The organism is Opitutaceae bacterium (assembly GCA_041395105.1).
Taxonomy (GTDB): domain Bacteria; phylum Verrucomicrobiota; class Verrucomicrobiia; order Opitutales; family Opitutaceae; genus B12-G4.
Window position 1 is genome coordinate 1 of sequence record JAWLBB010000007.1, and the last position, 23559, is coordinate 23559.

Genomic DNA, 23559 nt, shown 5'->3' on the forward strand with positions numbered 1-23559 from the left:
ACTCGAATCTATACGCGGACCTGTCGGCCGGATCGGGCCTCAATGCCCTGAAGCGCGACCCGGCCCATGCCGCCGGATTCCTCAATCGTTTTGCCGATCGATTGCTTTTTGGACGTGATTACTATGGGGGTGATCTGATGGATTTCCTCAAGACCCTCGATCTCACGCCGGAGACCCGGGTGAAGATCTTCCGGGAAAATGCGGAGAAACTGGTCGCGGCACCTCAGACATCATGAGCCCCCCAACCCTCACTGGAATTGCGGATGAAGCAGCGCACGATATCGCCGGACAGATCGCTGTTCATCGGGAACTCGGCTGGAAGGCCATTGAGTTGCGGCTGGTCGACGGGAAAAATGCGGCCGGCGCTCTGGCGGATGATGCCTTTGCCCGGACGGCCGATACCCTCGACGCCGCAGGGATGACGGTGACGTCCTTCGCTTCGGCCATCGCCAACTGGAGTCGACCGATCACCGGCGATTTTTCGCTCGATCTGGACGAGCTGAAGACGGCCATTCCGCGTATGCAGAGGTTGGGGACGCGATTCATAAGGACGATGAGCTGGATCGGCGAAGGGGTGAATAAGGCCGAATGGCGGCGCGAGACCATTCGTCGTTACCGGGAACTGGCGAAAGTCGCGGAGGATGGCGGCGTCTTCCTTGCCCACGAAAACTGCACCGGTTGGGCCGGTCTCGGTCCCGCCCAGACGCGGGAACTGATCGAGACCATCGACAGTCCGAACCTGGTGGTTCTCTTTGATATCGGCAATACGGTCAGCCACGGCCTGCCCACGTGGGAATACTACGTGGGGGTGAAGGACCTCATCCGCTACGTGCACGTCAAGGATGCCCGCCGCAATCCGAAAGGTGGGCACAGTTCGGCCTTCACCTATCCGGGGGAAGGTGACGCCATGGTGCGGGAGGTCCTGACCGACCTGCTGAAGGGCGGTTATTCCGGGGTCATCGCGATTGAACCCCACCTGGCCAGCCTCGTGCACGTCAAGGACCAGGATCCCGATCCCGAAGCCATGCGCTCGTCCTACCTGAAATATGGGCGAATGCTCGAAGCGATGGTCGCCGGGATCGCCGAACGCCGGGTCGATACGGCTTGATGGATCCTCATGTCCTCAAGCTGCCGTCTTGTTCGGGGTTGTATCCGATTGAAGAAGCCCTTTCAGCTCTGAGTCCCGGACTGTCATGAAGACCTACTGGGGAGACATCCACAATCACTGTGCGGTCAGCTATGGGCACGGTGATCCGGAACGGGTTCTGAACAATGCGAGGCAGCATCTCGATTTTGTCTCCATCACGGGCCATGCCTTCTGGCCGGACATGCCGACGGATCTTCAGCGTCACAACGCCATCATCCTCTACCACCTCGGAGGGTTCGCCAAGTTGCAGCGCTACTGGGGCGATCTGCTGCACAAGATGGAGGCCTCGAACCGACCTGGGGAATTCGTTACCTTGCCCAGCTACGAATGGCACTCTCGGGAATATGGCGATTACAACGCCTATTTCGGATCGCACCAGGTGCCCCTCGTCGATGGTCCGGACCTCGCCGGCCTGGCGGCTCGCCTGGCGAATGAGGAGGCGCCCTTCATCCTCATGCCCCATCATTGTGGGTACCCCAAGGGTCATCGGGGTCTCAATTGGGAGGCCTTTATCCCGGAAGTGACCCCATTGGTCGAAATCTATTCCAATCATGGCTGTGGCGAAGCGGACGATGCCGGTTACGAATACCACCACAGCATGGGGCCGCGGGTGGGCGGATCGATGGTGCGGCGTGGCCTGCTTCTGGGCCACCGCTTCGGGTTCTCAGCCGGGACCGACAGCCATGACGGTTACCCGGGGCACTATGGTCACGGCCGGATCGGGGTTCTTGCGGAGAAGCTCGATCTTTCTTCGATCTGGGACGGCATGATGAACCGGCGGACTGTCGCTTCAACGGGGGGGCGTTTTGGCGTCGAATTCGCAATGGGAGCGGGTGGCATCGGACAGGTGGTCGGTCGAGAGGCCAGAATGCCGATTCGGCTGTGCATCGAAGGCAACGGCCCGATTGAACGGGTGGATTTGATCGAGGGATCCAACGGCCGTTGCCGGGTTCGGCGACTAGCGGGTCCGGATCTTGACTTCGGCTTTGTTCCTGGAAGGTACAAGGTGAAGATCGAATGTGGTTGGGGCCGGGAGAAACAAAGATCGGATTGGGATGTGAGTTGCCGGGTTGATGACGGCAGGTTGCTCGGCGTGGAACGGTGTTTCCGTCACAGCGATTACCCGATGGATGAGATGGCCTCCTCCGAGGAAATCGTGGAGCAGGATGATTCCGGAGTCCGGTGGCTGGCCCGGGCGCTGGCCAACCCGTCCGGCATGACCGGGGGAACACACTTCAATGCGGGCGGCACGCAGGCCGTGGTGCTGGACCTTGACCTTGGCGACAGGTCCCGGCTCAGGGTGACCGCGGGCGACGTGGACTTCGATTTGCCGGTGCAGGAACTGGCCTGCGGTTCGATCGGCCGACCGATCAGCGGCTTCGGGTCCCCGGCCCTCAAGCTGCATCGTGCCGTTCCGGAACGGGAATTCACGTTCCTGCACGAATCAGTCTTTGAACCACCGGTGGACGCGGCGGCCGGCTTTGTCTATGCCCGCGTCCTCCAATCGGACGGCCAGATGGCCTGGATCAGCCCGATCTGGTATGAGTAGGATTCACGCGGTCGCGCCTTGCCACCTTCGGGCGGACGCGCACGATTGCCGACGAGATCCATGACTGATAAAGGGAATATCGGATTTGCCATAGTCGGGACCGGCGCGATCGCTGAGACCCATGCGACGGCCATTGGGATGGTTGAGGGCGCTGAACTCCGGGCCGTGTTCAACCGGAACGGGGACAAGGCGCGGGCTTTTGCGCGGGAATTCGGGTCGCGGGTGGAGGCCGATCTTCCATCATTGCTGGCTGCTCCGGACATCGACGTGGTCTGTGTGACCACGCCGAGCGGCGCCCACGAGGAGATTGCGGTGCCGGCTCTCGAGTCGGGGAAACACGTGCTCTGCGAAAAACCGCTGGAAATCAACCTGGAGCGGGTCGACCGGATGATCGCGGCGGCCCGGCGGAATGGCCGCCTTCTCGCGGCGGTCTTTCCTTCGCGGCTGGGCATCGGGGCCCGCACCGTCAAGGCAGCCATGGAGGCCGGTCGTTTTGGCCGACTCACCCTCTGCAGTGCCTACATCAAGTGGTGGCGCTCGCAGGCCTATTACGATGAGGGCGGATGGCACGGAACCTGGGCCCTTGATGGTGGCGGGGCCATGATGAACCAGGCCATTCATTACGTGGATCTGCTGCAGTGGCTGGTCGGCATGCCGGGTCGGGTCCACGCCTTCGCCGGAAGCCTCGCACATGAACGTATTGAAGTTGAGGATACATTGGTGGCCTCCGTGCAGTATGCAAACGGCGCACTCGGGGTCATTGAGTGCGCAACGTCCTGTTCGCCGGGATATGCGCGCCGCATCGAGATCTGCGGCGACCAGGGTTCCATCATTCTGGAGGACGACACGATCAAGCAGTGGGATTTCGCCGACGAATTGCCGGGTGACGAAGAGATCCGTAAAGGCCGGGTGTCCTCGGGACTGAAAGGGGGCACGGCGGATCCGCGGGCCGTATCCTGCGAAGGTCACCGATTGCAGATCGTGGACCTGATCCATGCCCTGCGGGAGGGTCGTCCACCCGCCATACCGGGTGAGGATGGCCGCCACGCGGTGGCGATTGTGCGTGCCGCTTACGAATCGGCCCAGACCGGCCAGGTGGTGGAGTTGGCCGACTGATGGGTTTTGGTCTCGCGCAGAGACGCAGAGGCTCAGAGATTCGGTATGGGCCGGGGTATGGCCCGTGGCGGACCCGCCACCCAGAGCTCATTACCCCCTGACTCAGTACTCCGCGCCTCCGCTGCACTCTTCGATCCCCAATGCCTTCGAACCAAACAAGCGGCCAAACCGAACCATCCTGGTGGCGGATTCTCGGTCCCGGCTTTGTCGCGGCGACCGGGGTAGAGGGCGGGGATCTCATCGCGGCCGGTGCGGCGGTCATCGGTTCCGGACTGGCCGTTCGATAGTCGCTTCTGGGGCCTTGTTCAAGTGGGTGCTCAATGCCAGAGGGTCTCACGCTGGCAACTGGCGACCGGTTCGACCTTGATCGAAAGGCTGGAGTTCGCGGCTTCCGCGATGGATTTCCTGGTATTTTCTGGGTTACCTTGTGCTCTGGAGCTTTCTGGTGGCCGCGGCGCTGTCATCGGCCTGCGGGGTGGCCGCCGGTGCGTTGTTTCCGGATACCGGCCTGCCGGTCGCGGCCTGGAGCACACTTCACGCAGTGGTCGCCTTCGGTCTGGTCTGGTGGGGTCGCTATGAAGGCTTCGAGCGATTGATGAAGATCCTCATCGGGGCGATGTTTGTCCTGGTCATCATCTGCGCGGCACTGCTCTCTCCGCCACCGGCCGAGATTCTCACCGGTTTGGTGATTCCCACCATCCCTGACGGCTCGCCCCGGTTTCTGCTTGGCGTGATGGGTGGAGTCGGCGGCAGTGCGACGCTGCTCTGTTACGGCTATTGGATCCGGGAAAAAGGATGGACCGGTCTCCAGGCTCACCGCCGATCGATCCTCGATCTGACCGGTGCCTACCTGCTGACCGGGCTTTTCGGGGTAGCCCTCATCATCATCGCTGCCGAAGCCAACCCGGCCGATGCGTCGGGCACGGGACTCATCCTCGCCCTGTCCGACCGCCTGGACCAATTGGTGGGCCCCTATGGCCGGACGGCCTTCCTGGTTGGCTTCTGGTGTGCGGTTTTTACTTCGATGCTGGGTGTCTGGCAGGGTGTTCCCTACCTGTTCGCGGATACCGTGCGAACCATGTTCGGCCATCGGGGAACCGAGCATGATGGCGCGGAGAATCGGCCGCTCCCGCGGAGCCGGTCCTATCGTTGGTTCCTTGTCTTTCTGGCTTTTCCGCCCCTCCTCATGCTGGCCTTCAGGAGCCCGCTGGCCATTGTCATCCTCTACGCGGTGGCCGGAGCTTTCTTCATGCCCTTTCTGGCCGGAGTCCTGCTCGTCATGAACAACCGTCGAACCTGGGTGGGAGACCTTCGAAATCCGCCCTGGATCAATGTGCTGCTCATTCTCTCGCTCATCCTCTTTGGCACAATCTTCGTCTTTGAGCTGATCGAGCGGATTGGTGCAATTCGCTGAAAAGACGGCCGATCAATCCACTCTTGGATCAGTTTACCAGGTTGAGCAGGTCACCGACTGTCCGGTGGGACTCGAGGGGATGCCGCAGGGGGACGTAGCGGTTGATCAGGTAATGGTTGCGCCGGCCTTCCCGTTTGCGGGTGATGGCGCCGGCGGCTTCCAATTCAGCCACGATCTTCTGGACGGCCCGTTCAGTGATCCCCACCTGCCGGGCAATCTCCCGCATGACCAGATCGGGATTCCGGTGGAGACAGATGATGACGTGGGCGTGATTGGAGAGGAAATTCCAGCTCTGGGAGAGACTGCCGGCTCTGTGGGACGGTTCTGGATTCATTGGGAGGGCGGGGTTTGGGGAATGATGATCAGCGAAAATGATTTCGCAAACCCTTTTTCACCTTGAGGGCGGAGACGCGGGTTCCGGGATTCTCTGAAATGATTTGGGATTCACGGAAAAAAAGTGTGACAAGACGATTGACTCATTTTGCCCCAGGGTGTTTTAACGAAAACGTTTTCATGTTTTTAATTTCGCAAGAAGTGGTGAATTCCGGCCCGTCGACTCAGCGTTGCAGCTCGCATGGTTTCCCTGCCGGCGAGAGTGATTCCGGCCGATCCGCGGTGCCGGATGGCCGAACACGGTCCCCACATCGATTCTCCTGATTTATGAATCCACTTGAACTGCTGCTGACCAATCTGCTCTCGCCGCCGATCTTCGCCTTTGCGGCCGGAGTGATCGCGGTTCTTATCCGCTGTCCGTTCCGCTTTCCGGAACCGATCTATCAGGCGATCACCATATACCTGCTCTTTGCCATCGGCTTCAAGGGCGGTGTCTCGATCAGCGAAACCGGTTTGGCCGCGGTGGCCTGGCCGCTGGCCGCGACGATTTTCGCCGGGTCGATCATTCCGGTGGTCGTCTTTTTTGTCGCCTGGAAACTGGTGGTGCCGAAGGTGGCCGACGCCGCTTCCCTGGCCGCCCACTACGGATCGGTCTCGGCCGTGACGTTTCTGGCCTGCTACGGATTCCTGACGTCAAACGGAGTCCAGTCGGAGTCGTTTCTGCCCGCTTTGATGGCCGTGATGGAAATCCCTGCCCTTGCGGTGGCCATATTCCTCGGCAAACATTTCCAGCGGGACCGGGAGGCGCCCATCTGGAAGGCATTGCATGAAGTGGTCACCGGCAACAGCATCTTCCTGCTCATCTGCGGATTGGTCATCGGAGCAGTGGCGGGAGCGGAAGGGATGAAGCGGGCCGCCCCGTTCTTCGTTGATCCGTTCTACGGAGTCCTCATTCTCTTCCTCCTTGAGATGGGGATTGTGGCGGGCGCCCGCCTCCAGGACTTGAGCGGGGTGGGTTGGGGTTTGATCGCGATGGGGATGATCCTCCCTCTCGTTCAGGGATGCTTTGGACTCTTGCTGGCCGGCTGGCTTGGCCTCTCGGTCGGCGGGGCCACCCTTTTCGCGGTTCTGACGGCGAGCGCCTCATACATAGCGGCCCCGGCCGCGGTCCGGATCGCTCTTCCGGACGCCAACCTCGGGTATTCCATCACCGCGTCTCTCGGCATTACCTTCCCGTTCAATCTTGCGGTCGGCATTCCTCTCTATTTCGGTCTGGCCAGAGCGTTCATCGGGAGTTGAACCGCCACCTCTATGAAGAACCCGTCATTCCGCCGTCTTTCGCGCAAGGGATTCCGCAAGATCGATCAGGATCTGGAATTCCTCTTTTCCTGCACCCGCGAGATGCTGTTCGAGATCGGCCAGCCGGCGGCGGCCCGGTTGGTCGAGTTGCCGCCTCCCAATCCCAGGCGCGGTCTTTCCCGGATTGAAGTGCAGGCGATTTCCCTCTCCTTTCAATTGCTCAACCTGGTGGAGGAGAACGCGGCCAACCAGATCATTCGGAACCGGGAGGCGACTTCGGGTCCGGCCGCCGAACCGGGGATGTGGGGCGATTGGTTCCGGCGGATGAAGGCCGCCGGGGTGGGGTTGGATGCGTTTGCCCGGTCGCTTGACGAGATTCCGGTCGAAGCGGTCCTGACCGGTCACCCGACGGAAGCCCGACGCTGGTCCGTCCTTGATCTGCAGCGGCGGCTCTACGTGCTGCTTGTCCAGTTGGAAAACCAGATGTTCACTCCGCGGGAGCGCGAGGGCATCCGGGATTCGATCAAGGCCACTCTCGAACTGCTCTGGCGAACAGGGGAGATCCTCCTGAACAAACCGCTGGTCGAAACCGAGCGCGACAATGTCATCCACTACCTCACGGAGAAATTCCCGCCCGCTCTTGAGCTGGTCGACCGGCGCTTCCTCGATGCGGCCCGTGAGTCGGGCTTTCTCGCCCTCAGGAACGGACGTCCCGTCATGCCCCGGTTCCGGATGGGCAATTGGGTCGGCGGTGACCGTGACGGGCATCCATTTGTGACCGCCGCTTTTACGGCTGAAACCTTCGCGACGTTCCGGGCGCGGGCTCTTGAAACGCTGGCCGGGCGGTTGCGGGAACTGCGTCGCTCGGTTGTTCTCTCGGTCTTTGCGCAGCCTCCGCCCGAGGAACTCTCTGCGCTTCTCGAGCGGGACTTTCCTGCCTACGGTGAATCGGCGACGGGAACGGAAGAACCATGGGGGGCGTTTGTCGACCTGATGATCCGGAGACTGCCGGGACCGGTTTCTCGGGATTCGAGCTACCGGACAGCTTCGGAACTGCGGGCCGACCTCGTTCGGCTTGAACATCTGCTCGAGCAGGTGGGGGCAGGGCGGCTGGCCGCCCATTTTGTTGTTCCGCAGATCCGATTTGTGGATACTTTCGGTTTTCACCTTGCCTCCCTCGATATCCGGCAAAACAGCAGCTTTCACGACAAGGCCATGACCCAGCTGCTGGTGGCCGCGGGCATTCCCGACGGGGGGAGCTTCGGCAAGTGGAGCGAGCAGGAGAGGGTGGATTTCCTGAGCCGGGAATTGGCGGTGTCCCGACCGTTCACCCAGCCGGGGAGCCCGCTCGGTCCGGAGGCCATGGAGGCGGTCGCGAGTCTTCAAACGGTTGCGGATGCGCTCCGCTCTCATGGCCGCAGGGGTATCGGCTCGTTCATCATCAGCATGACCCGCTCGCTTTCCGATCTGCTCGTCGCCTATGCCCTCTGCCGAGAGGCCGGACTGACCCGGATGACGGAAGAGGGCCCGGTCTGCCTGGTCAGGGTGACTCCGCTCTTTGAAACACTGGACGACCTCGACCGCTGCGGAGGGATTCTCGAGGACTTCGCCCGGTTTCCCATGACTCAGCGAAGCCTTCCCTGGCTGGACCGTTCTCTCGACGATTCTCTCGTCGGACAGGAGTTGCCGGATGGAAAGTCGACATCGGGTGGGTCGGATTCCCGATTGCCGCTGGTGATCGAAGCGATGCTCGGCTACAGCGACAGCAGCAAGGATGCGGGCATCCTGGCGAGTCAGTGGGCGGTTCACGAGACTCAGCGTAGACTGGTGGAACTCGGCGGACGGCTGGGTCTGGGATTTCGCTTTTTTCATGGTCGCGGTGGGACGGTCAGCCGCGGAGCCGGCCCGACTCACCGCTTTCTCGAAGCCCTGCCGCCGGGCTCTCTTCGAAACGGGGCCCGGACGACCGAACAGGGAGAGGTGATCGCTCAGAAATACAACAATCACCTGACCGCTGCCCACAATCTGGAGCTGCTCGTGGCGGGCTGCCTCGGGGCCGCACTGCTGGGAGAAACCGGCGGGCAACCGGACCCGGAAGGACTGCGCTGCGCCATGGATGTCCTCAAAGGGACAAGCCACTCAGCCTATACCGCTTTGGTCGAGAGTGCCGGGTTCATTGAGTTTTTCCGACAGGCGACTCCCATTGACGCCCTTGAAAACAGCTCGATCGGTTCCCGCCCAAGCCGGCGATCGGGCCGGTCCAGTCTTCAGGACCTTAGGGCCATCCCATGGGTGTTCAGTTGGAATCAGTCGCGGTTTTTCCTTCCGGGGTGGTACGGCGTGGGGACGGCGCTGGCCGCACTTGAGAAGGATGAGGCATTCCTTTACCGGGAACTCTGCCGGGACTGGAAGAGGTGGTCGTTCAGTCGGTATCTTCTCTACAATATCGAATCCAGCATCGAGAGCGCCTCGGTCGATTGGATGAAAGCCTACGCCTCCCTTGTCGCGAAGTCGGGCTTGAGGAGCGAGTTCCTTGGTCGGATCCTCGAAGAGTACGAACTTACCCGGCATCACCTGGAGGCGATCATGGGGGATCCTCTTGAAGTCCGGCGTCCCCGGTTTTACAAGACGTTGCACCATCGGGACGAGTGGCTGTCGCTTCTGCACAATGCACAGATCCACCGACTTCGACGCTGGCGGCGCTCGGGCCGGGATGAGGATCTGCTTGATGTTCTTCAGTCGGTCAATGCGATTGCAGCCGGTCTGCGGACAACCGGGTGAACCGGATCGCAATATGACCTTCGATTGAGGCTGAATACCCTCCGGAAAAACCGGGTGATCGGCAACGCTTCGCGCCCTTGGCTTCCGGATTGTACGTGCGATGCGGTTTCAATATGCACTATCCGCCTGCCGGACGGTCAGCCCAATGAGCCGCCGCGAGAGCCGCGTCCCCAAGGGAGCGCGGCTCTGAATCGGATGAGACGAGGTGGCTATCGGCGTGAGACGAGAACCCGGGAGGCGTTTTCCTCCCGGCGAAGATCGTCGAGGATGGTCGTGACTAATGCGGCAAAAACAACGGTGAGAATAATGGTGGTGATCATGGTTTTGTTTTATGAAATTGTTTTCGTGTTTGGATTCAGTCAGTTATTAGTCCGAACCGGTCGGGCGGATGCACGAAATTAGCTCGATCAGCGAAAGACCTTGCATTCGATGAGGACGGTTTGAGGACATGCCTGCCGTCGGGATTTCCTTTTTCATTGAATGGTTCTGCCGCAAACGACCTCATATGGGGCGGATGCCGAAGTCTTTCATCATTCTGATCCTGCTGACCGGGGTGGTCTATCTTGTCGTCCTGGCTGGAACCGCGCTGAATCAGCGCCGGATGATTTATCTGCCAAGCCATCACGAACCGGAATCGGATCTTGAGCCTTGGGTCCTGGGCGACGTCACCATCGGCTACGGGCGGCTGGCAGCCGATCCAGCGGTGGTCTGGCTGTTTCTTCACGGCAACGCAGGGCAGGCATCGGGTCGGGCCTATGCCATGTCCCGGTTCATGCCGGATGATTCGGTCTACGTGGTGGAGTACCCGGGATACGGGCGGCGACCCGGTAAGCCGACGAAAGAGAGCCTCGACCGGGCGGCCGAAGAAGCGTATCGGGAATTGCGTCGCCGGTATCCCGGTGTCCCGGTCTGCGTGGTGGGCGAGTCGCTCGGCAGTGGTCCGGCTGCGGTTCTCGGGGCGCTGACCGACCCGCCGGACAAGATCATTCTGCTGGTTCCTTTCGATGAACTGGCAAATGTCGCCGGGGAACGGATGCCGTTTCTGCCGGTTCGTTGGCTCCTGATCGACAACTGGGACAATGCCGAGGCCCTGCGAGGTTTCGCGGGTCCCATTGAGATCTATGGTGCCGCCCAGGACGAGATAATCCCGGTCGGCCAGGCCCGGGCACTGGCGGCAAGCCTCCCTCGGGCCGTCTACCACGAACTTGAGGGCACCCACAACGACTGGTCGACTGACGAACGCGTCGGTTTCCGTTTTCCCTGAGGCGGCCTCATCGAGTACCCGATCGCTTTCATTTGCCACCCGCGCCAGAGCCGCTCACAACAGGCAGAGGATGTCGACCAATCAGATCCATCTGCTGGGAACGAAGCGGTTCCTGCCGCTCTTCCTGGTTCAGTTTCTTGGGGCATTCAACGACAATGTCTTCAAGAATGCGGTTCTGATCCTGGCGACATTCCAACTGGCTGACCTTTACGATTGGAAGCCGGAAATCGTCACACAGATCATCGCCGGGCTTTTCATCATCCCGTTCTTTCTCTTCTCAAGCTTCGCCGGGCAACTTGCGGACAAGTTTGAGAAGGCGGGAATGGTGCGCTACGTCAAGGCCTGGGAACTCTTCGCCATGTTGGTCGGGTCGGTCGGCCTGATTTCGGGTCTGCCGTGGATCCTCTTTGTCACCCTGTTCCTGATGGGTGCGCAGTCCGCTTTTTTCGGGCCGCTGAAATACAGCCTTCTCCCGTTTCACCTGCGGGAAGACGAATTGGTAGCGGGCAACGCCATCTTTGAGGCGGCCACCTTTCTCTCCATCCTGGTGGGGACGATTTTCGGCGGTTTGCTGATCGTATTGGAGGACGGCACGCTGATGGTGAGCGTCGCCGTTGTCCTGATCGCGGTCGTCGGGTGGGTCGCGAGTCTCTGGGTGCCGAGAGCGTCTCCGTTGGAAGGAGCGCTGAAGATCAACTGGAACATATTCAGTGCGACCACCCACCTGATTGGTTACGCGGCAACCCAGCGAGGCGTCTTCCGCTCGATTCTTGGCTTGTCGTGGTTCTGGTTGATCGGTGCCTTCTGGCTCACCCTCGTCCCGGCTTATGTTCGCAATCACCTCCATGGTTCCCAGTTCGAGGTTACCTCGCTGCTGGTGATTTTCGCCGTCGGGATCGGTCTGGGTTCCTTGCTCTGCAACCGGATTCTGCGGGGAGAGATCACGGCCAAGTATGTGCCCCTGGCCGGTCTGGGCATGGCCGCCTTCATGATTGATGTGGCCGTGATGACAGCCGGGTTGGGTGATCGATTTGTGGCCGAGGCATTTTCCTTTGCCTCAGCGACCGGGGTTCGGGTCATCATCGATCTCGGGGGAATCGCCATCTGCGGAGGCCTCTTCAGCGTGCCGCTCTATGCCATGATCCAGGCCTGGGCTGAACCGGCTCACCGGTCCCGGGTGATCGCGGCAAACAATGTGATGAACGCCCTCTTCATGACGCTGATCGCCGTTGTGGCAGCGGGGATGTTCGCCGCGGGGTGGTCGACCACCCGGGTGATCCTGATCCTGGCCGTCGCCAATATCGGGGTATCCATTTATGTGGTGACACTGGTTCCCGAATCCATGGTCCATACCGTTTTTCGCTGGTTGATGCGGGTTCTCTACAAGGTCGAGCTGCGGGGACTGGAGAACTATGGAAAGGCGCGGAAGCGCCGCGTCATCATTGCCAATCACACGTCGTTTCTTGACGCCGCCCTCCTGACCATCTTCCTGCCGGACCGCCCGACCTTCGCGATCAACACCCAGATTGCACGCAAGTGGTGGATGAGGCCTTTTCTGTGGGCGGTCAACGTTCACCCCCTCGACCCGACCAAGCCGATGGCGATCAAGGCGCTGACCGCCCTGGCCCGCGAAGGCGTCCCGATTGTGATCTTTCCGGAAGGCCGCATCACGGTGACCGGAGCGCTCATGAAAGTCTACGAGGGTCCGGGGCTTGTCGCGGAAAAGGCGGATGCCGATCTCCTGCCGGTCCAGATCGACGGTGCCGTCCATACTCCGCTTTCGCGGATGCGCGGCAAAGCCCGTCTGCGGTGGTTTCCCAAGATCACGCTGACCATCCTCCCGCCGCGGGTTTTTCACCCTCCGGCGGAGTTGCGGGGGCGTGAAAAGCGTCGCTACATGGCGGAGCAACTCTATGAAATCCTCGCCGACATGTATCTCCAAACGGCGGATACCGACAGGACCCTCTTTGAGAGTCTGCTCGACGCCGCCGCGATTCATGGTCGCGGCTTCTCCATCCTGACCGACCTCGACTTCAAGCCCGCCAGTTATCGCCGTCTTCTGGCGGCGAGTCTTTTTCTCGGTCCGAAACTGACGCGGGGAACCGAAGTGGGTGAGCCGGTCGGCCTGCTCATTGCCAACAGCATTGCGGCGGTGGCGGCGTTTTTCGGCGTTCAGTCCTCCGGGAGGGTCTGTGCCATGCTCAACTATTCGGCCGGGCCGGCGAATCTGCGATCGGCCTGTCAGACCGCGAAATTGCGGGTGGTCTGGACTTCCCGTCGGTTTGTCGAAATGGCCAAACTCGGCCCGGCGGTTCAGGCAATGGAGGGGACGGGCGCACAGATCCGCTACCTGGAGGACATAGCGCGGCGGTCGCTTCCTGGACGTCTGGGGATCCTGGTCAACCTGGTGGCCCCGGGATGGGTCTACCGGACCCGCGGCCGTCCCCACGTTGATGCCGGCGGGCCTGCCATCATCCTTTTCACCTCCGGGTCCTCCGGCGCGCCGAAAGCCGTCGTTCTCTCGCACCGCAATCTGCAGACCAACCGGCATCAACTCACGGCGCGCATCGACTTCAACCGGCAGGACAGGATGTTCAACTGCCTGCCCATTTTCCACGCCTTCGGCCTGACCGGGGGAACCCTGGCACCGTTGCTGGCCGGAGTCCCGGTCTTCATGTATCCGACCCCGCTGCATTTCGGGATCATTCCGGAGCTGGTCTATCAGACCAATTCAACGCTGCTCTTCGGCACCAATACGTTCCTGGCGGGTTATCTGCGGAAGGCCCATCCTTATGATTTCTTTTCGGTCCGCTATGTCTTTGCCGGAGCGGAGAAATTGAAGGCCGGCACCCGCGACGCCTGGATGGAGCGTTTCGGCGTGCGCATCTTCGAGGGCTATGGAGCGACGGAAACCGCGCCGGCCCTGACCTTGAACACGCCGATGCACAACAAGAGCGGGACCGTGGGCTGTTTCCTTCCGGGAATCGAGTGGAGGACGGAGCCCGTCCCCGGTGTGGACGCGGAACACCCTTCCCAGGGGAAGGTCGGGCGACTCTTTGTCCGCGGGGGCAATATCATGTTGGGCTACTACAAGGCGGACCGACCCGGTGAACTGCAACCACCGGAGGAGGGTTGGTATGATACCGGGGACATTGTGGCGGTCGACGCGGAGGGTTTCGTCCGCATCCTCGGGCGGGCCAAGCGCTTTGCCAAGATCGCGGGCGAGATGGTTTCCCTTACCGCGGTCGAGGAACTGGCCGCGGCGGTCTGGCCTGAGCACCTGCATGCCGCCCTGGCGCGGAGCCATCCGTCCAAGGGCGAGGAAATCGTCCTGGTCACGGAAAAGCCGGACCCGGATCGGGGCGCGCTGGCCCGGGCCGCCCGTGAGAGTGGAATCCCTGAGATTGCGGTTCCCCGGGTTCTGATCCACCGGGCGCATCTCCCGGTCCTCGGCTCGGGAAAGCCGGACTATGTGACCTTGGAACGCGAGAACGAAGTCAAACCGGATTGATCCCGGAATTCGCTTTTTCTTCCAGGTACCGCCCGAGAAGAATGGAGCGGTGAATCTCGCGGCGATTGACGGCGGATGAGGCGATATAGTGCGGGCGCCCCTTGCTCTGCATGTAGACACGCCCGACATATTCGCCGATGATGGAGAGGGAAATGAGTTGGGCACTTCCGAAGAAGGTCACGATGGCGGCCAGGCTCGTCCATCCCCGGGCGGTGTTGAAGGCTATATAGGATACGGCGATATAGGCGAAGAGACCGAGAGAGAAGCAGATGCTGACGATTCCGAGGTAGCCGCAGAATCGGAGTGGGACAGTGGAGAATCCGGTGAGGGCATCAAGGGCGAGACGGCTCATCCTTGCCAGGCTGTAGTGGGTTTCCCCGGCCGCGCGGGGGTCACGGGAGTAGGGGATGGCGGTCTGAACGCCGCCGAGCCACGAAAACAGACCCCGGGCAAAGCGGTGATTTTCCGGAAGGGAGAGGTAAAGCTCAAGGACAGGCCGGGTGATCAGGCGGAAATCGCCGACGCTTCGGTGGATGGGCGCATCGGAGAGGAAATTCAACACCCGATAGAAGAGACGGGCCGTTCCCCTCTTGAAGGCGGTTTCTCCGCGCCGTTCCACCCGCTGGCCAAAGGCGACATCGGCCCCCTCGATGATGGCCTGGTGGAATCGCGGAAAGAGTTCGGGCGGATCCTGCAGGTCGGCGTCCAGGATGAAGATCAGATTACCGGCGGCATGCTCGAGTCCGGCCGTCAACGCGGCCTGATGGCCGAAATTGCGGGACAGGCGGATCCCTACTATCCGCGGATCGAGACTCCCGGCCTGCGAGATCTTCAACCAGGTGGCGTCGGTCGATCCGTCGTCGACGAGGACGATTTCCCAGGCTGGGCCAATGGTGGCTTCGAAGGACGCGGAGGTTCGCCGGAGGAGCTCGTCGATGTTGGGCTCTTCGTTATAGCAGCAGATGACGGCAGAGAGGGCGGGTGCGGCTGATGTCGACATGATTGGCGTGGGATCAGGGGATTTGAAGTAATTCAATTTTGGATACGCCGAATCCAAGAATCCGGTGGTCGCTCCCCAGGTCCCTGGAAATCGGGGACGAGGCACCGGTGATCCGGAGGACCAGATCGAGGCGATCTCCGCTGCGTGTGCGGAGGTGGTCGGCTTCCAGGACGACTGCATCCGAGCTGATGAAGGTCCGATTGATCAGCCGGATCCGGTCAAGGAAGACTTCGATCGAAACGGGATTTTCCGCGGACGGGGCGAAGCATCGATCGAGGTGGATCCGCGCCCGCAGGCGGAGTCCGGGATTGAGCTCCGGGATCAGGAAGCGGACACTCGCCTGATCGCCGATCGTCCAGGTGCCCCAGGGTTCCGGATAGGACCAGCCCTCGAAGAGGGCGGTTGGTTGTGCGGAGGTTGTGGTCAGATCGAGCACCACGGGCAGATGCAGCCTGGCGCTGCGCGCCTGACGTTCGATCGGAATGAAATCTTCGCTCCGGGTCACAAAGATGGCGAATGAAGTGATGTAGCCGAGCATCATCAGAATGATCAGCGCGGCGGAAACCCAGATGCCGGCGGGGCGCGGATCAGATGGCGATATGCTGCTTGGTGACCCAGGCATAACAGAGGAAGGCGTTGATCGAGATGAAGAGCGCAAGGAGGGCGATAAAGGCGAGCGGACGCCGTCGGGTCAGCATGCTCAAACCAAGATAGATGGGGAAGAGTACCATGCAGTAACGCAGCATGCTGTGGGGGAGGTGATTGGAGAAAAAGAGCAGGAGGTTCGCCAGAACGAAAAGGAAGTCTCCATAAAGGCGGTATTTGGGCAGCAGCAGGGAGCTGATGAGGAAGAAAAGGCCGGCTGACAGCCAGAAGGTGTTTTTCGGATCGCCAAGGAAACCAACCAGCAGCGGGTGGAACGGGATTACCAGGTAGGCGGACCAGCCGTGAAATGCGGCCGATTTCTGGGCGAAGGCATCTCCTGTCGTGATGAAACAGAACCACCAGAAGGCAAATAGACCGAGCGGGGTGAAGACAATGGGAAGGACGAAGGGTGTCATCGCCCGGCCCATCTCCGACCAATTGAGATTTCGGGTGCGCAGGCCCTGGAGTTCCTTCAGGGTTTCGAACGCGAAATAGACAATGATGAAGAGACCGTTCGTGCGGGTGGCGGTCAGGAGGGCGGCGAAGAAACAGGCCCGGGCCGTGTGGCGTTGATCGAAACTCACCCAGGCCGCGAGGGTGAGCAGCAGAAAGAGGCTTTCGGTGTAGAAGGCGGAGAAAATGAAGTTCTGCGGGACAAACGCGATGAGCAGGAGGGCTCTTGCGGTGGTCGCATCATCTGTCCGGGTTCGGCAGTAGGCGACAAAGAACCAGAGTGCACCGAGGAAACAGGCGTTGCTCAGGATGATTCCTGAGATGCTGATGTCGAGACCGGTGGCACTCGACAACCCCCGGGTCAACAATGGCAGCAGTGGATAAAACGCATGACGGGTTCGCCCGGACGCGATCTCGCCATCGTTCGCCCGGTATCCTTGGGTGGCGATATGCCAGTAGTAACCGCTGTCCCATTTGTGACCGTAGAGTTGGATTCGCCGCTCGAGGTCCGGATACTCGGTGCCCACATGCGCGTCGGTCGCGACGAAGAGGGCGAGGTTGAGCAGTCGCGACGTGGTGAATACGAGAACGACCAGAAGGAACCGGCTTTGGGGGGAGTCGAGATTGAACGGAGTCCGGAGGAATGGCATCGTCTCTTGTAGGCCGATGATTCAACCGCGATCCGGCGACGACGTCGAGTCCTTCCGGTGTTGGTTATGGCCTCGGTGGCGGATCTCCGACGGCCGGCCAGGACGATGATTTTGCTGGCTCCTTTCCGGGGGACGACATTCACTCCATGGGTTTGGATGAAACCCCGCTTACAGCTTTTCCTTTTGCTTTTCGCCATGCAAACTCTGGGTCTGTCCGCCGGTTCATTTGTTGAGACAATGTCTGATGGTTGGCGCTTTCATCGAGGTGAAGCGCCAGTCGAAGTGGCGGAGGCTCTGTTTGATGATTCAGGGTGGGACGAAGTGCGGGTCCCCCACGACTGGGCCATCGCGGGACCGTTCGATCCGGCGGCCGATGGGGGAACCGGGAAACTCCCGTGGCAGGGGGAAGGCTGGTACCGTCGGACTTTTGACCTGCCCGACGGTCATGGGGATCGCCGCGTGACGCTTGATTTCGACGGCATCATGGCTTTTCCCGTCATCTATATCAATGGGCGGGAAGCGGGCTCGTGGGATTACGGCTATACTGGATTCCGCATCGATGCCACCCCCCATGTGGAATGGGGCAAACCGAATACGATAGCCGTCCATGTGGACACCCGAAGGTGGGGCTCCCGCTGGTATCCTGGTGCGGGAATCTACCGGAAGGTTATTCTCACCGTGTCCGAGCCGGTTCATATCGCACGCCATGGCGTGCAGATTCGGACAAATGGAGACGAACTCGCCGGAATTCCCCCCAATGTCGTCACCGTCGCCACCCGTGTGGCCAATCATCTCGAGGAACAGGCGATGATTCGCGTGCAGGTTCGTCTTCTGGATCCTGAAGGATCGGAGGTGGCTGCATCAGAGGAGTCCGTGACTGTCTTCCCTGAAAGGGAGCGAACGGTTTCCCAAGTGCTGGAGGTGGCGGGGGTCAGACGCTGGGACGTGGATGATCCCGTTCTCTACACGGCTCAGGTGACTCTTTCGCAGGGCGGCAAGCCGACGGATCAGACTGACGTTCAGTTTGGCTTCCGAACCTTCGCTTTCACCGCCGATGACGGTTTTCATCTCAATGGAAGTCGCGTCCAGCTCTACGGGGTGAACCTCCACCACGATCTCGGACCTCTCGGAGCGGCTTTCAACCGGCGCGCGGCGGAGCGTCAGCTCGAAATCATGCAGTCGATGGGCGTCAATGCCCTCCGGACCAGCCACAATCCGCCTGCTCCGGAAGTCCTCGATCTCTGTGATCGCATGGGAATCCTGGTCTGGGACGAAGTTTTCGACAAGTATGACGCGACAGCGGGGCGTCCCGACCTGCAACCACCGCTCCCGGAGTTTGGCCGGCGCCATATCCGGGAGATGGTACTGCGGGATTTTAATCATCCCAGCATTGTCGTCTGGTCGACCGGAAATGAGCTCACCGGTGAGGATGCGGTGGAAGGCATCAATCCGGCGCGGGTGCAGATGATGGCGGATTTTGTGCGGGAAATCGATGACAGCCGCCCGGTTGCCCAAGGGTGCCATATTCAGGGGCTGGTTGATGGGAAAAACTTTGCCGGGCTCGATCTCGGCGGATGGAATTATGACCGTCGCTACATGAATTATCGCCGGCAGTGGCCGCATCGACCGATCATCTACAGCGAATCGGCATCCACCGTCAGTACACGCGGATACTATGAACCCGATCTCCCATTGCGGCGGATCGACCGCTCGCCGACCCTGCAGGTCAGCAGTTACGATCTCAATTCCGCCGACTGGGCGGATGTGCCCGATCGCGAGTTTGCGCTGATGGAGCAGGATCGGTTTGTGGCCGGTGAGTTCGTCTGGACGGGATTTGATTACCTCGGCGAGCCAACACCTTTTGGAGACGATGCCCGGAGTTCCTATTTCGGGATCGTCGATCTGTGCGGTCATCCCAAGGACCGCTTCTACCTTTATCGCAGTCACTGGCGTCCGGAAGAGACCACCGTGCATATTCTGCCCCATTGGAATTGGCCCGGACGCGTCGGTCGCAACGTTCCGGTCTTCGTCTACACCAACGGTGATTCCGCCGAGCTTTTCCTGAACGGCAAGTCGCTCGGTCTGCGCCGCAAAGCAGAGCGCCCGAAGCACCCGCAGAACCTTGCTCTCGATGGACGGGCTTCGGCCAGCAGCGAATCCGAAGGGAGACCGGCCGCTGCGGCTGTGGATGGGAATCTGAACAGTCTCTGGTCGGCCGCGGCGAACGACAGGTCTGCCTCATTCCGGCTGGACCTGGGCGGAATCGTGGGCATCCAACGGTTGGTCATCGACACGGATGCCAAGGAAAATGCCTACGCCTACACCGTGGAGGCGTCCGCCGATGGCCTGAACTGGAAACCAATCGTGGCCAAACCCACCAGGCCATACCCCAAATGGAATGGCCCGACCCGGGCCTTCCACGATGTGGATACAGAGTCCCGCTACCTGCGTCTGACCTTCAGCGAATCAACCCAGGGCCATCATCCGGGTCTGCGCGAGTTTGCCGTCTACGACCGGAAATCGGACAACGATTACTACGATGTCACCTATGATTACCGCCTGCGTTGGAATGAAGTGGCCTATGCACCCGGGCAGCTGAAAGCCATCGCCTACCGCGATGGCCGGGCGATCGGAGAGGCGATGGTCGAGACGGCGGGTGAGCCGGTTGCCCTGAGGCTGACGACGGACCGCTCCCGCCTTTCAGCTGACGGCGAGGATCTCGCATTCGTCACGGTCGAGGCCGTCGATGCAAAAGGCCGGCGTTGTCCGCTGGCCGACAACCAGGTCACGTTCGAAGTCAGTGGCGCGGGAAGACTGAACGCGACCGGCAACGGCAATCCTTTATCGATGGAGTCGTTTGCCGAAGCCACCCAGAGGCTGTTTTTTGGCCTGGCCCGCGGGATTGTCCGGGCGGATGAAGGTGATGGGGGGATCATCACCGTCCGGGTCAATTCGGCCGGCCTCGTCGGTGGGTCGCTCGAGTTGACTTCGGCACGGTGATTTCTCTTCCAGGAGCCCGGGAGTCGCGGATGGGGATTCCGGATTTGGGTTGATCGCCCGGGTCTTGCTTTGTAAGAACCGCTGTCAATGGCTCGTCGGTTGCGAATCGAGTATCCGGGTGCGGTCTACCACGTTCTGAATCGGGGAAAATCCTGCCGCGGGCTTTTTCGTGACAGCACGGAGGCGCAGGTCTTCGTGACCACGGTCGAAGAGGCCGTCAGTATCTACCAATGGCGCCTTCATGCCTTTGCGGTGATGCCGGGTCATTACCATCTGGCCCTGGAGACGCCGGAGCCGAACCTGGTCGCCGGCATGCACTGGCTCCAAGGTACATTCGCCGGCCGCCTGAACCACCTGCGCGGTGAAAGTGGCCCGATCTTCCAGGGACGGTATCGGGCATTGTTGATCGAGGGGGAGACCGCGCTTGTCCCCCTCGTCGATTTCATCCACCTCAATCCCGTTCGGGCGGGAATATTGAGGACGGAACACGTGGGCGCATTTCGCTGGGGAAGTCTGAATCGATTCATCCATGGAAATCCGTTTCCGGGTCTTGAATCGGTTCGATGGATGAAGGCACTCGGTCTGACGGAAGACAGGACCGGATGGGCGGATTATCTCGAACGGTTGAAGTCGTTGTCGGACAATCCCGATGCGCAAGAACGTGATGGTTTCGCGAGGATGTCAACAGGGTGGGCGATCGGTCCGGCGATCTGGCGAAGGAGGATCAGTCGCGAATACGCAGAAACCGTAGCGGGTTCGGCCGACTCGGCCACCGAGTCACGCCGCCAAAAGGAACGTGTGTGGGCCAGGGAAAGGGATCGCTTGCTCGAGCAGGAAGGTCGCACGGTCTCCGACGCAAAGGGTGCGCGCAAAGGAGCCGCCTGGAAAGTGGAGATAGCGTCGAGACTCCGCCTGAATACCGGGGCACCGGTCAGGTGGATCGCGGAATCCCTCTTCATGGGCAATCCGGATGCGGTCAGGAGCCTCCTCTACAAATACCGCGCCGAACAGGGTCCGGCAGACCGATTGTCTGCAGGCTGAAACCCGGCGCCCGAGGTCACGACGCCGGGTTGCTTCCGGCCTGCAGGCGCGGCGTTTCCCGCAGGGGATCCGGATTTCCGGCGGCGACACCGTTCTCGGAAAGGATCGTCATCAGGATTTCCCGTGCGCCTGTCGGCGAGCGATCGCAAATGAGGTGGATCTTGCCGTCTTGATTGTCTTGGCCGTCGGGACAAGAAACCCCGCTTCCCGCACCGAAGATGAATCAGGGAATCGGTCGATCGCTCCTGATCCGGTCCTGGTGGTTCCGACTCAGGTCACGGCAGCTTGACGCCCCGGGCGGCTCGAAGAATGTGGTACCAGGTGTCACGATCCATTTCGATTTCGGCTGCGCTGACCGCGGACCGGATCCGGTCGGGGTTGGCACTGCCGACGATCGGCAGAATACCGCTGGGATGACGCAGCAGCCAGGCCAACGCGATGTTTGTCCGGTCGGTTGAGTAGTCCGTTGCCGCCTTGTCCAGTGCCGCGAGAAGATCGCGGTGGTGTTCGTTCTTTGCCTCCGCCCCGGTTCCGACGCGTCCTCCGGCGATCGGGCTCCAGGACATCGGCGTGACGTGCCTCTCGAGACACTGGTCCAGAGTGCCGTCGGTGAAGGCATCGAGGCGCTGCGGATGGATCTCAACCTGGTTTGCGACGAGGGGAAAGGGTAGGGCGGCCTGCACTGCACTGAAGAGCGATGGTCGGAAGTTGCTCACGCCAAACTCCCTTACCTTTCCGGCTTCGCGCAGGGTCACAAAGGCCCGGCAAATCTCTTCGGGATCGGCGAGGAAATCAGGTCGGTGGAGCAGCAGCAGATCGATCGTCTCAATGCCGAGTCTTCCGAGTGATCCGTGAACCGAGTCGATGATGTGATCGTGGGAGAAATCGTAGCGGTGGGGTTGCCCCGGTTTTGGTTCGTCTTCGAAACAGATGCCGCACTTGGTCACAATCACCATCTGTTCGCGCCAGCCCGGATGCAGCTTCAGGGCCTCTCCGAACAGACTCTCGCATGCGGTGTCGCCGTAGATATCCGCGTGATCAAATAGGGTGTAGCCGGCCTCGAAGGCCGCTTCGACAATCTTGATCGCCCGGCGGGTCACCTCGGCATCGACCTTGGTCCGATCCCAGGAACCTGAAATCCGCATGCACCCGTAGCCGAGCCTTCCGACCCGGAGTCCACTCTGTCCGATCAATTGTGTTCTCATCATATCGCTTTTTTACGCTAACGCTGATCGCATGAAAATGGCGAACAGATTCTCCCGGATCGATGGATCATTGTCGGATGGGTGGTTGTTCGCTGACTTCCACCCGAGTCCTTCGGACCTCAGGTTGGCACCCGGACGAACATGGGCACATTGCCGACATCTTCGAAGCCGAGGCGGCGATAGACAGGGTGGCCGTCTTCGGATGATTGCAGGACACCCACGCGGTAACCAAGCCGTCCCGCCGCTCGTAGTGCCTCGGCGGTTACATGAGCGCCAAGGCCCTGGCCGCGTTCTTCCTTGAGCGTCGCCACGCAGTAGATGCCTGCGACCCCATCGGCCAGGTAGAGGAGGGCGGTGGCCACGATCCGGCCATGACGATGCACGGCGAAAAACTGCAACGCAGCATCGGCATCCGAATCCACCTGGATCGTCGCGGGTGAAAACAGCCGGGCGACCTTCAGGGGTATTCCATAGCCTTCGGCGAGAGCGTCGGCCCAGGCTTCACCGCCGGCACCGATCCCTACCCGTGAACAGGTGTAACCGGTGGGGAGTCTGGTCGGCGCCAGACGATCGATATCGACCGCCATGGCGGGCATGGGCCCCGCATCCCCATAACCCGCGGCGAGCACGACACTTTTTGCGGCTTCATCAATGCCTTCAGGGAAGATTACAGCAGAAGGAAAGGCGGCGTGGCGCAGGGGGGCAATCGCCGGTTCGATCCGGGAGCGATCCGTGACCATGGGCAGGGTGACCAGGTTCCCCAGGGGATGGGGTTCGCCGGTGATCAGCCGGAAGTAGTCGGGGCCGTTGACGACCCGATCGCCCCTGACATACTGGCGAAGCAGGCGTTCAATATGAAAGGCGGCGCGTCGGCCGACCTCCGACCGGCTGGAATCGACCGAGGGTAGAATGGAAGGGGTGGACATGGGCTGGGGAAGTCGCAGTAGGCTGAGTGGAGTCGATCAGGGTGAAAAGCCTGAAATCGGGGAATGCCCATCAGGGTTTCGCTCCGGGTTGCCGGAGAAGGAATGGCTTTCCCATCAGTCAAGTGTCGGTCCGCTTGTCGACTCGTCTCTGAATAGAGGAACGGCAAAGCCGGCCATGTTCCCGGCGTCATGCGCAGAGCATCGCTGAATCCGTTGCGCACTGAC

Annotated in this window: 17 protein-coding genes and 1 pseudogene; 12 read left to right on the forward strand and 6 right to left on the reverse strand. The window is 60.9% G+C overall.

What is annotated here, in order from left to right; translation table 11 throughout:
* The 6 genes and pseudogenes from R3F07_17190 to R3F07_17215 form a co-directional block, all read left to right on the forward strand.
* The coding region (locus R3F07_17190) for an amidohydrolase family protein (protein ID MEZ5278121.1) at positions 1-236 on the forward strand (236 nt) is incomplete at its 5' end.
* Positions 233-1108 carry a sugar phosphate isomerase/epimerase family protein gene (locus R3F07_17195; protein MEZ5278122.1) on the forward strand — a complete coding sequence of 292 codons (876 nt, stop codon included), beginning with the start codon at positions 233-235 and terminating at the stop codon, positions 1106-1108. The genes R3F07_17190 and R3F07_17195, both read left to right, overlap by 4 nt.
* Before the next feature lie 85 nt (positions 1109-1193).
* On the forward strand, positions 1194-2696 hold the full coding sequence (locus R3F07_17200; protein MEZ5278123.1) for a hypothetical protein: 1503 nt from the start codon (positions 1194-1196) through the stop codon (positions 2694-2696).
* 60 nt (positions 2697-2756) lie between these two features.
* Positions 2757-3812: a Gfo/Idh/MocA family oxidoreductase gene (locus R3F07_17205; protein ID MEZ5278124.1), complete on the forward strand. Its 1056-nt coding sequence runs from the start codon at positions 2757-2759 to the stop codon at positions 3810-3812.
* 140 nt (positions 3813-3952) lie between these two features.
* The gene (locus tag R3F07_17210; protein MEZ5278125.1) at positions 3953-4099 is read left to right on the forward strand and encodes a hypothetical protein; all 147 of its coding nucleotides are present in this window, start codon (positions 3953-3955) and stop codon (positions 4097-4099) included.
* A gap of 98 nt (positions 4100-4197) precedes the next feature.
* Positions 4198-5226: pseudogene (locus R3F07_17215) on the forward strand (Nramp family divalent metal transporter).
* 28 nt (positions 5227-5254) lie between these two features.
* On the opposite strand, the gene R3F07_17220 reads toward R3F07_17215, so the two are convergent.
* On the reverse strand, positions 5255-5560 hold the full coding sequence (locus R3F07_17220) for a winged helix-turn-helix domain-containing protein (GenBank protein ID MEZ5278126.1): 306 nt from the start codon (positions 5558-5560) through the stop codon (positions 5255-5257).
* A gap of 326 nt (positions 5561-5886) precedes the next feature.
* Here R3F07_17220 and R3F07_17225 point away from each other — a divergent pair, with 326 nt between their 5' ends.
* The 4 genes from R3F07_17225 to R3F07_17240 all read left to right on the forward strand — a co-directional run bounded on the left by R3F07_17225 (position 5887) and on the right by R3F07_17240 (position 14414).
* Positions 5887-6858 (forward strand): sodium-dependent bicarbonate transport family permease, encoded by a 972-nt coding sequence (locus tag R3F07_17225; protein ID MEZ5278127.1) that lies wholly within the window; start codon positions 5887-5889, stop codon positions 6856-6858.
* 12 nt (positions 6859-6870) lie between these two features.
* Entirely contained in the window at positions 6871-9639 is a 2769-nt protein-coding gene (locus R3F07_17230; GenBank protein MEZ5278128.1) for a phosphoenolpyruvate carboxylase, read from the forward strand.
* 514 nt (positions 9640-10153) lie between these two features.
* Positions 10154-10903, forward strand: a complete 750-nt coding sequence (locus tag R3F07_17235; protein ID MEZ5278129.1) for an alpha/beta fold hydrolase — start codon at positions 10154-10156, stop codon at positions 10901-10903.
* A gap of 70 nt (positions 10904-10973) precedes the next feature.
* Positions 10974-14414 (forward strand): acyl-[ACP]--phospholipid O-acyltransferase, encoded by a 3441-nt coding sequence (locus tag R3F07_17240; protein ID MEZ5278130.1) that lies wholly within the window; start codon positions 10974-10976, stop codon positions 14412-14414.
* On the opposite strand, the gene R3F07_17245 is transcribed toward R3F07_17240, so the two are convergent.
* From R3F07_17245 to R3F07_17255, 3 genes are read right to left on the reverse strand one after another with little or no spacing between them, the layout of a single operon-like run.
* The gene (locus R3F07_17245) at positions 14401-15414 is read right to left on the reverse strand and encodes a glycosyltransferase family 2 protein (GenBank protein ID MEZ5278131.1); all 1014 of its coding nucleotides are present in this window, start codon (positions 15412-15414) and stop codon (positions 14401-14403) included. The genes R3F07_17240 and R3F07_17245 overlap by 14 nt on opposite strands.
* A gap of 13 nt (positions 15415-15427) precedes the next feature.
* A complete protein-coding gene (locus R3F07_17250; protein MEZ5278132.1) occupies positions 15428-16036 on the reverse strand; it encodes a hypothetical protein in 609 nt (202 codons plus the stop codon).
* Positions 16002-17162, reverse strand: coding sequence for a mannosyltransferase family protein (locus tag R3F07_17255; GenBank protein ID MEZ5278133.1), 1161 nt, complete (start codon positions 17160-17162; stop codon positions 16002-16004). The genes R3F07_17250 and R3F07_17255 overlap by 35 nt, the downstream gene beginning before the upstream one ends.
* Before the next feature lie 195 nt (positions 17163-17357).
* Between R3F07_17255 and R3F07_17260 the strand changes: the two genes are divergently transcribed.
* On the forward strand, positions 17358-20162 hold the full coding sequence (locus tag R3F07_17260; protein MEZ5278134.1) for a glycoside hydrolase family 2 TIM barrel-domain containing protein: 2805 nt from the start codon (positions 17358-17360) through the stop codon (positions 20160-20162).
* A gap of 87 nt (positions 20163-20249) precedes the next feature.
* The gene (locus R3F07_17265; protein ID MEZ5278135.1) at positions 20250-21203 is read left to right on the forward strand and encodes a transposase; all 954 of its coding nucleotides are present in this window, start codon (positions 20250-20252) and stop codon (positions 21201-21203) included.
* A 275-nt stretch (positions 21204-21478) separates the two neighbouring features.
* Here R3F07_17265 and R3F07_17270 read toward each other — a convergent pair whose 3' ends face one another.
* Positions 21479-22411, reverse strand: a complete 933-nt coding sequence (locus R3F07_17270) for an aldo/keto reductase (GenBank protein MEZ5278136.1) — start codon at positions 22409-22411, stop codon at positions 21479-21481.
* Between the two features lie 116 nt (positions 22412-22527).
* Complete coding sequence (locus R3F07_17275) at positions 22528-23334, reverse strand: GNAT family N-acetyltransferase (GenBank protein MEZ5278137.1); 807 nt, start codon at positions 23332-23334, stop codon at positions 22528-22530.
* Positions 23335-23559: the final 225 nt, after the last annotated feature.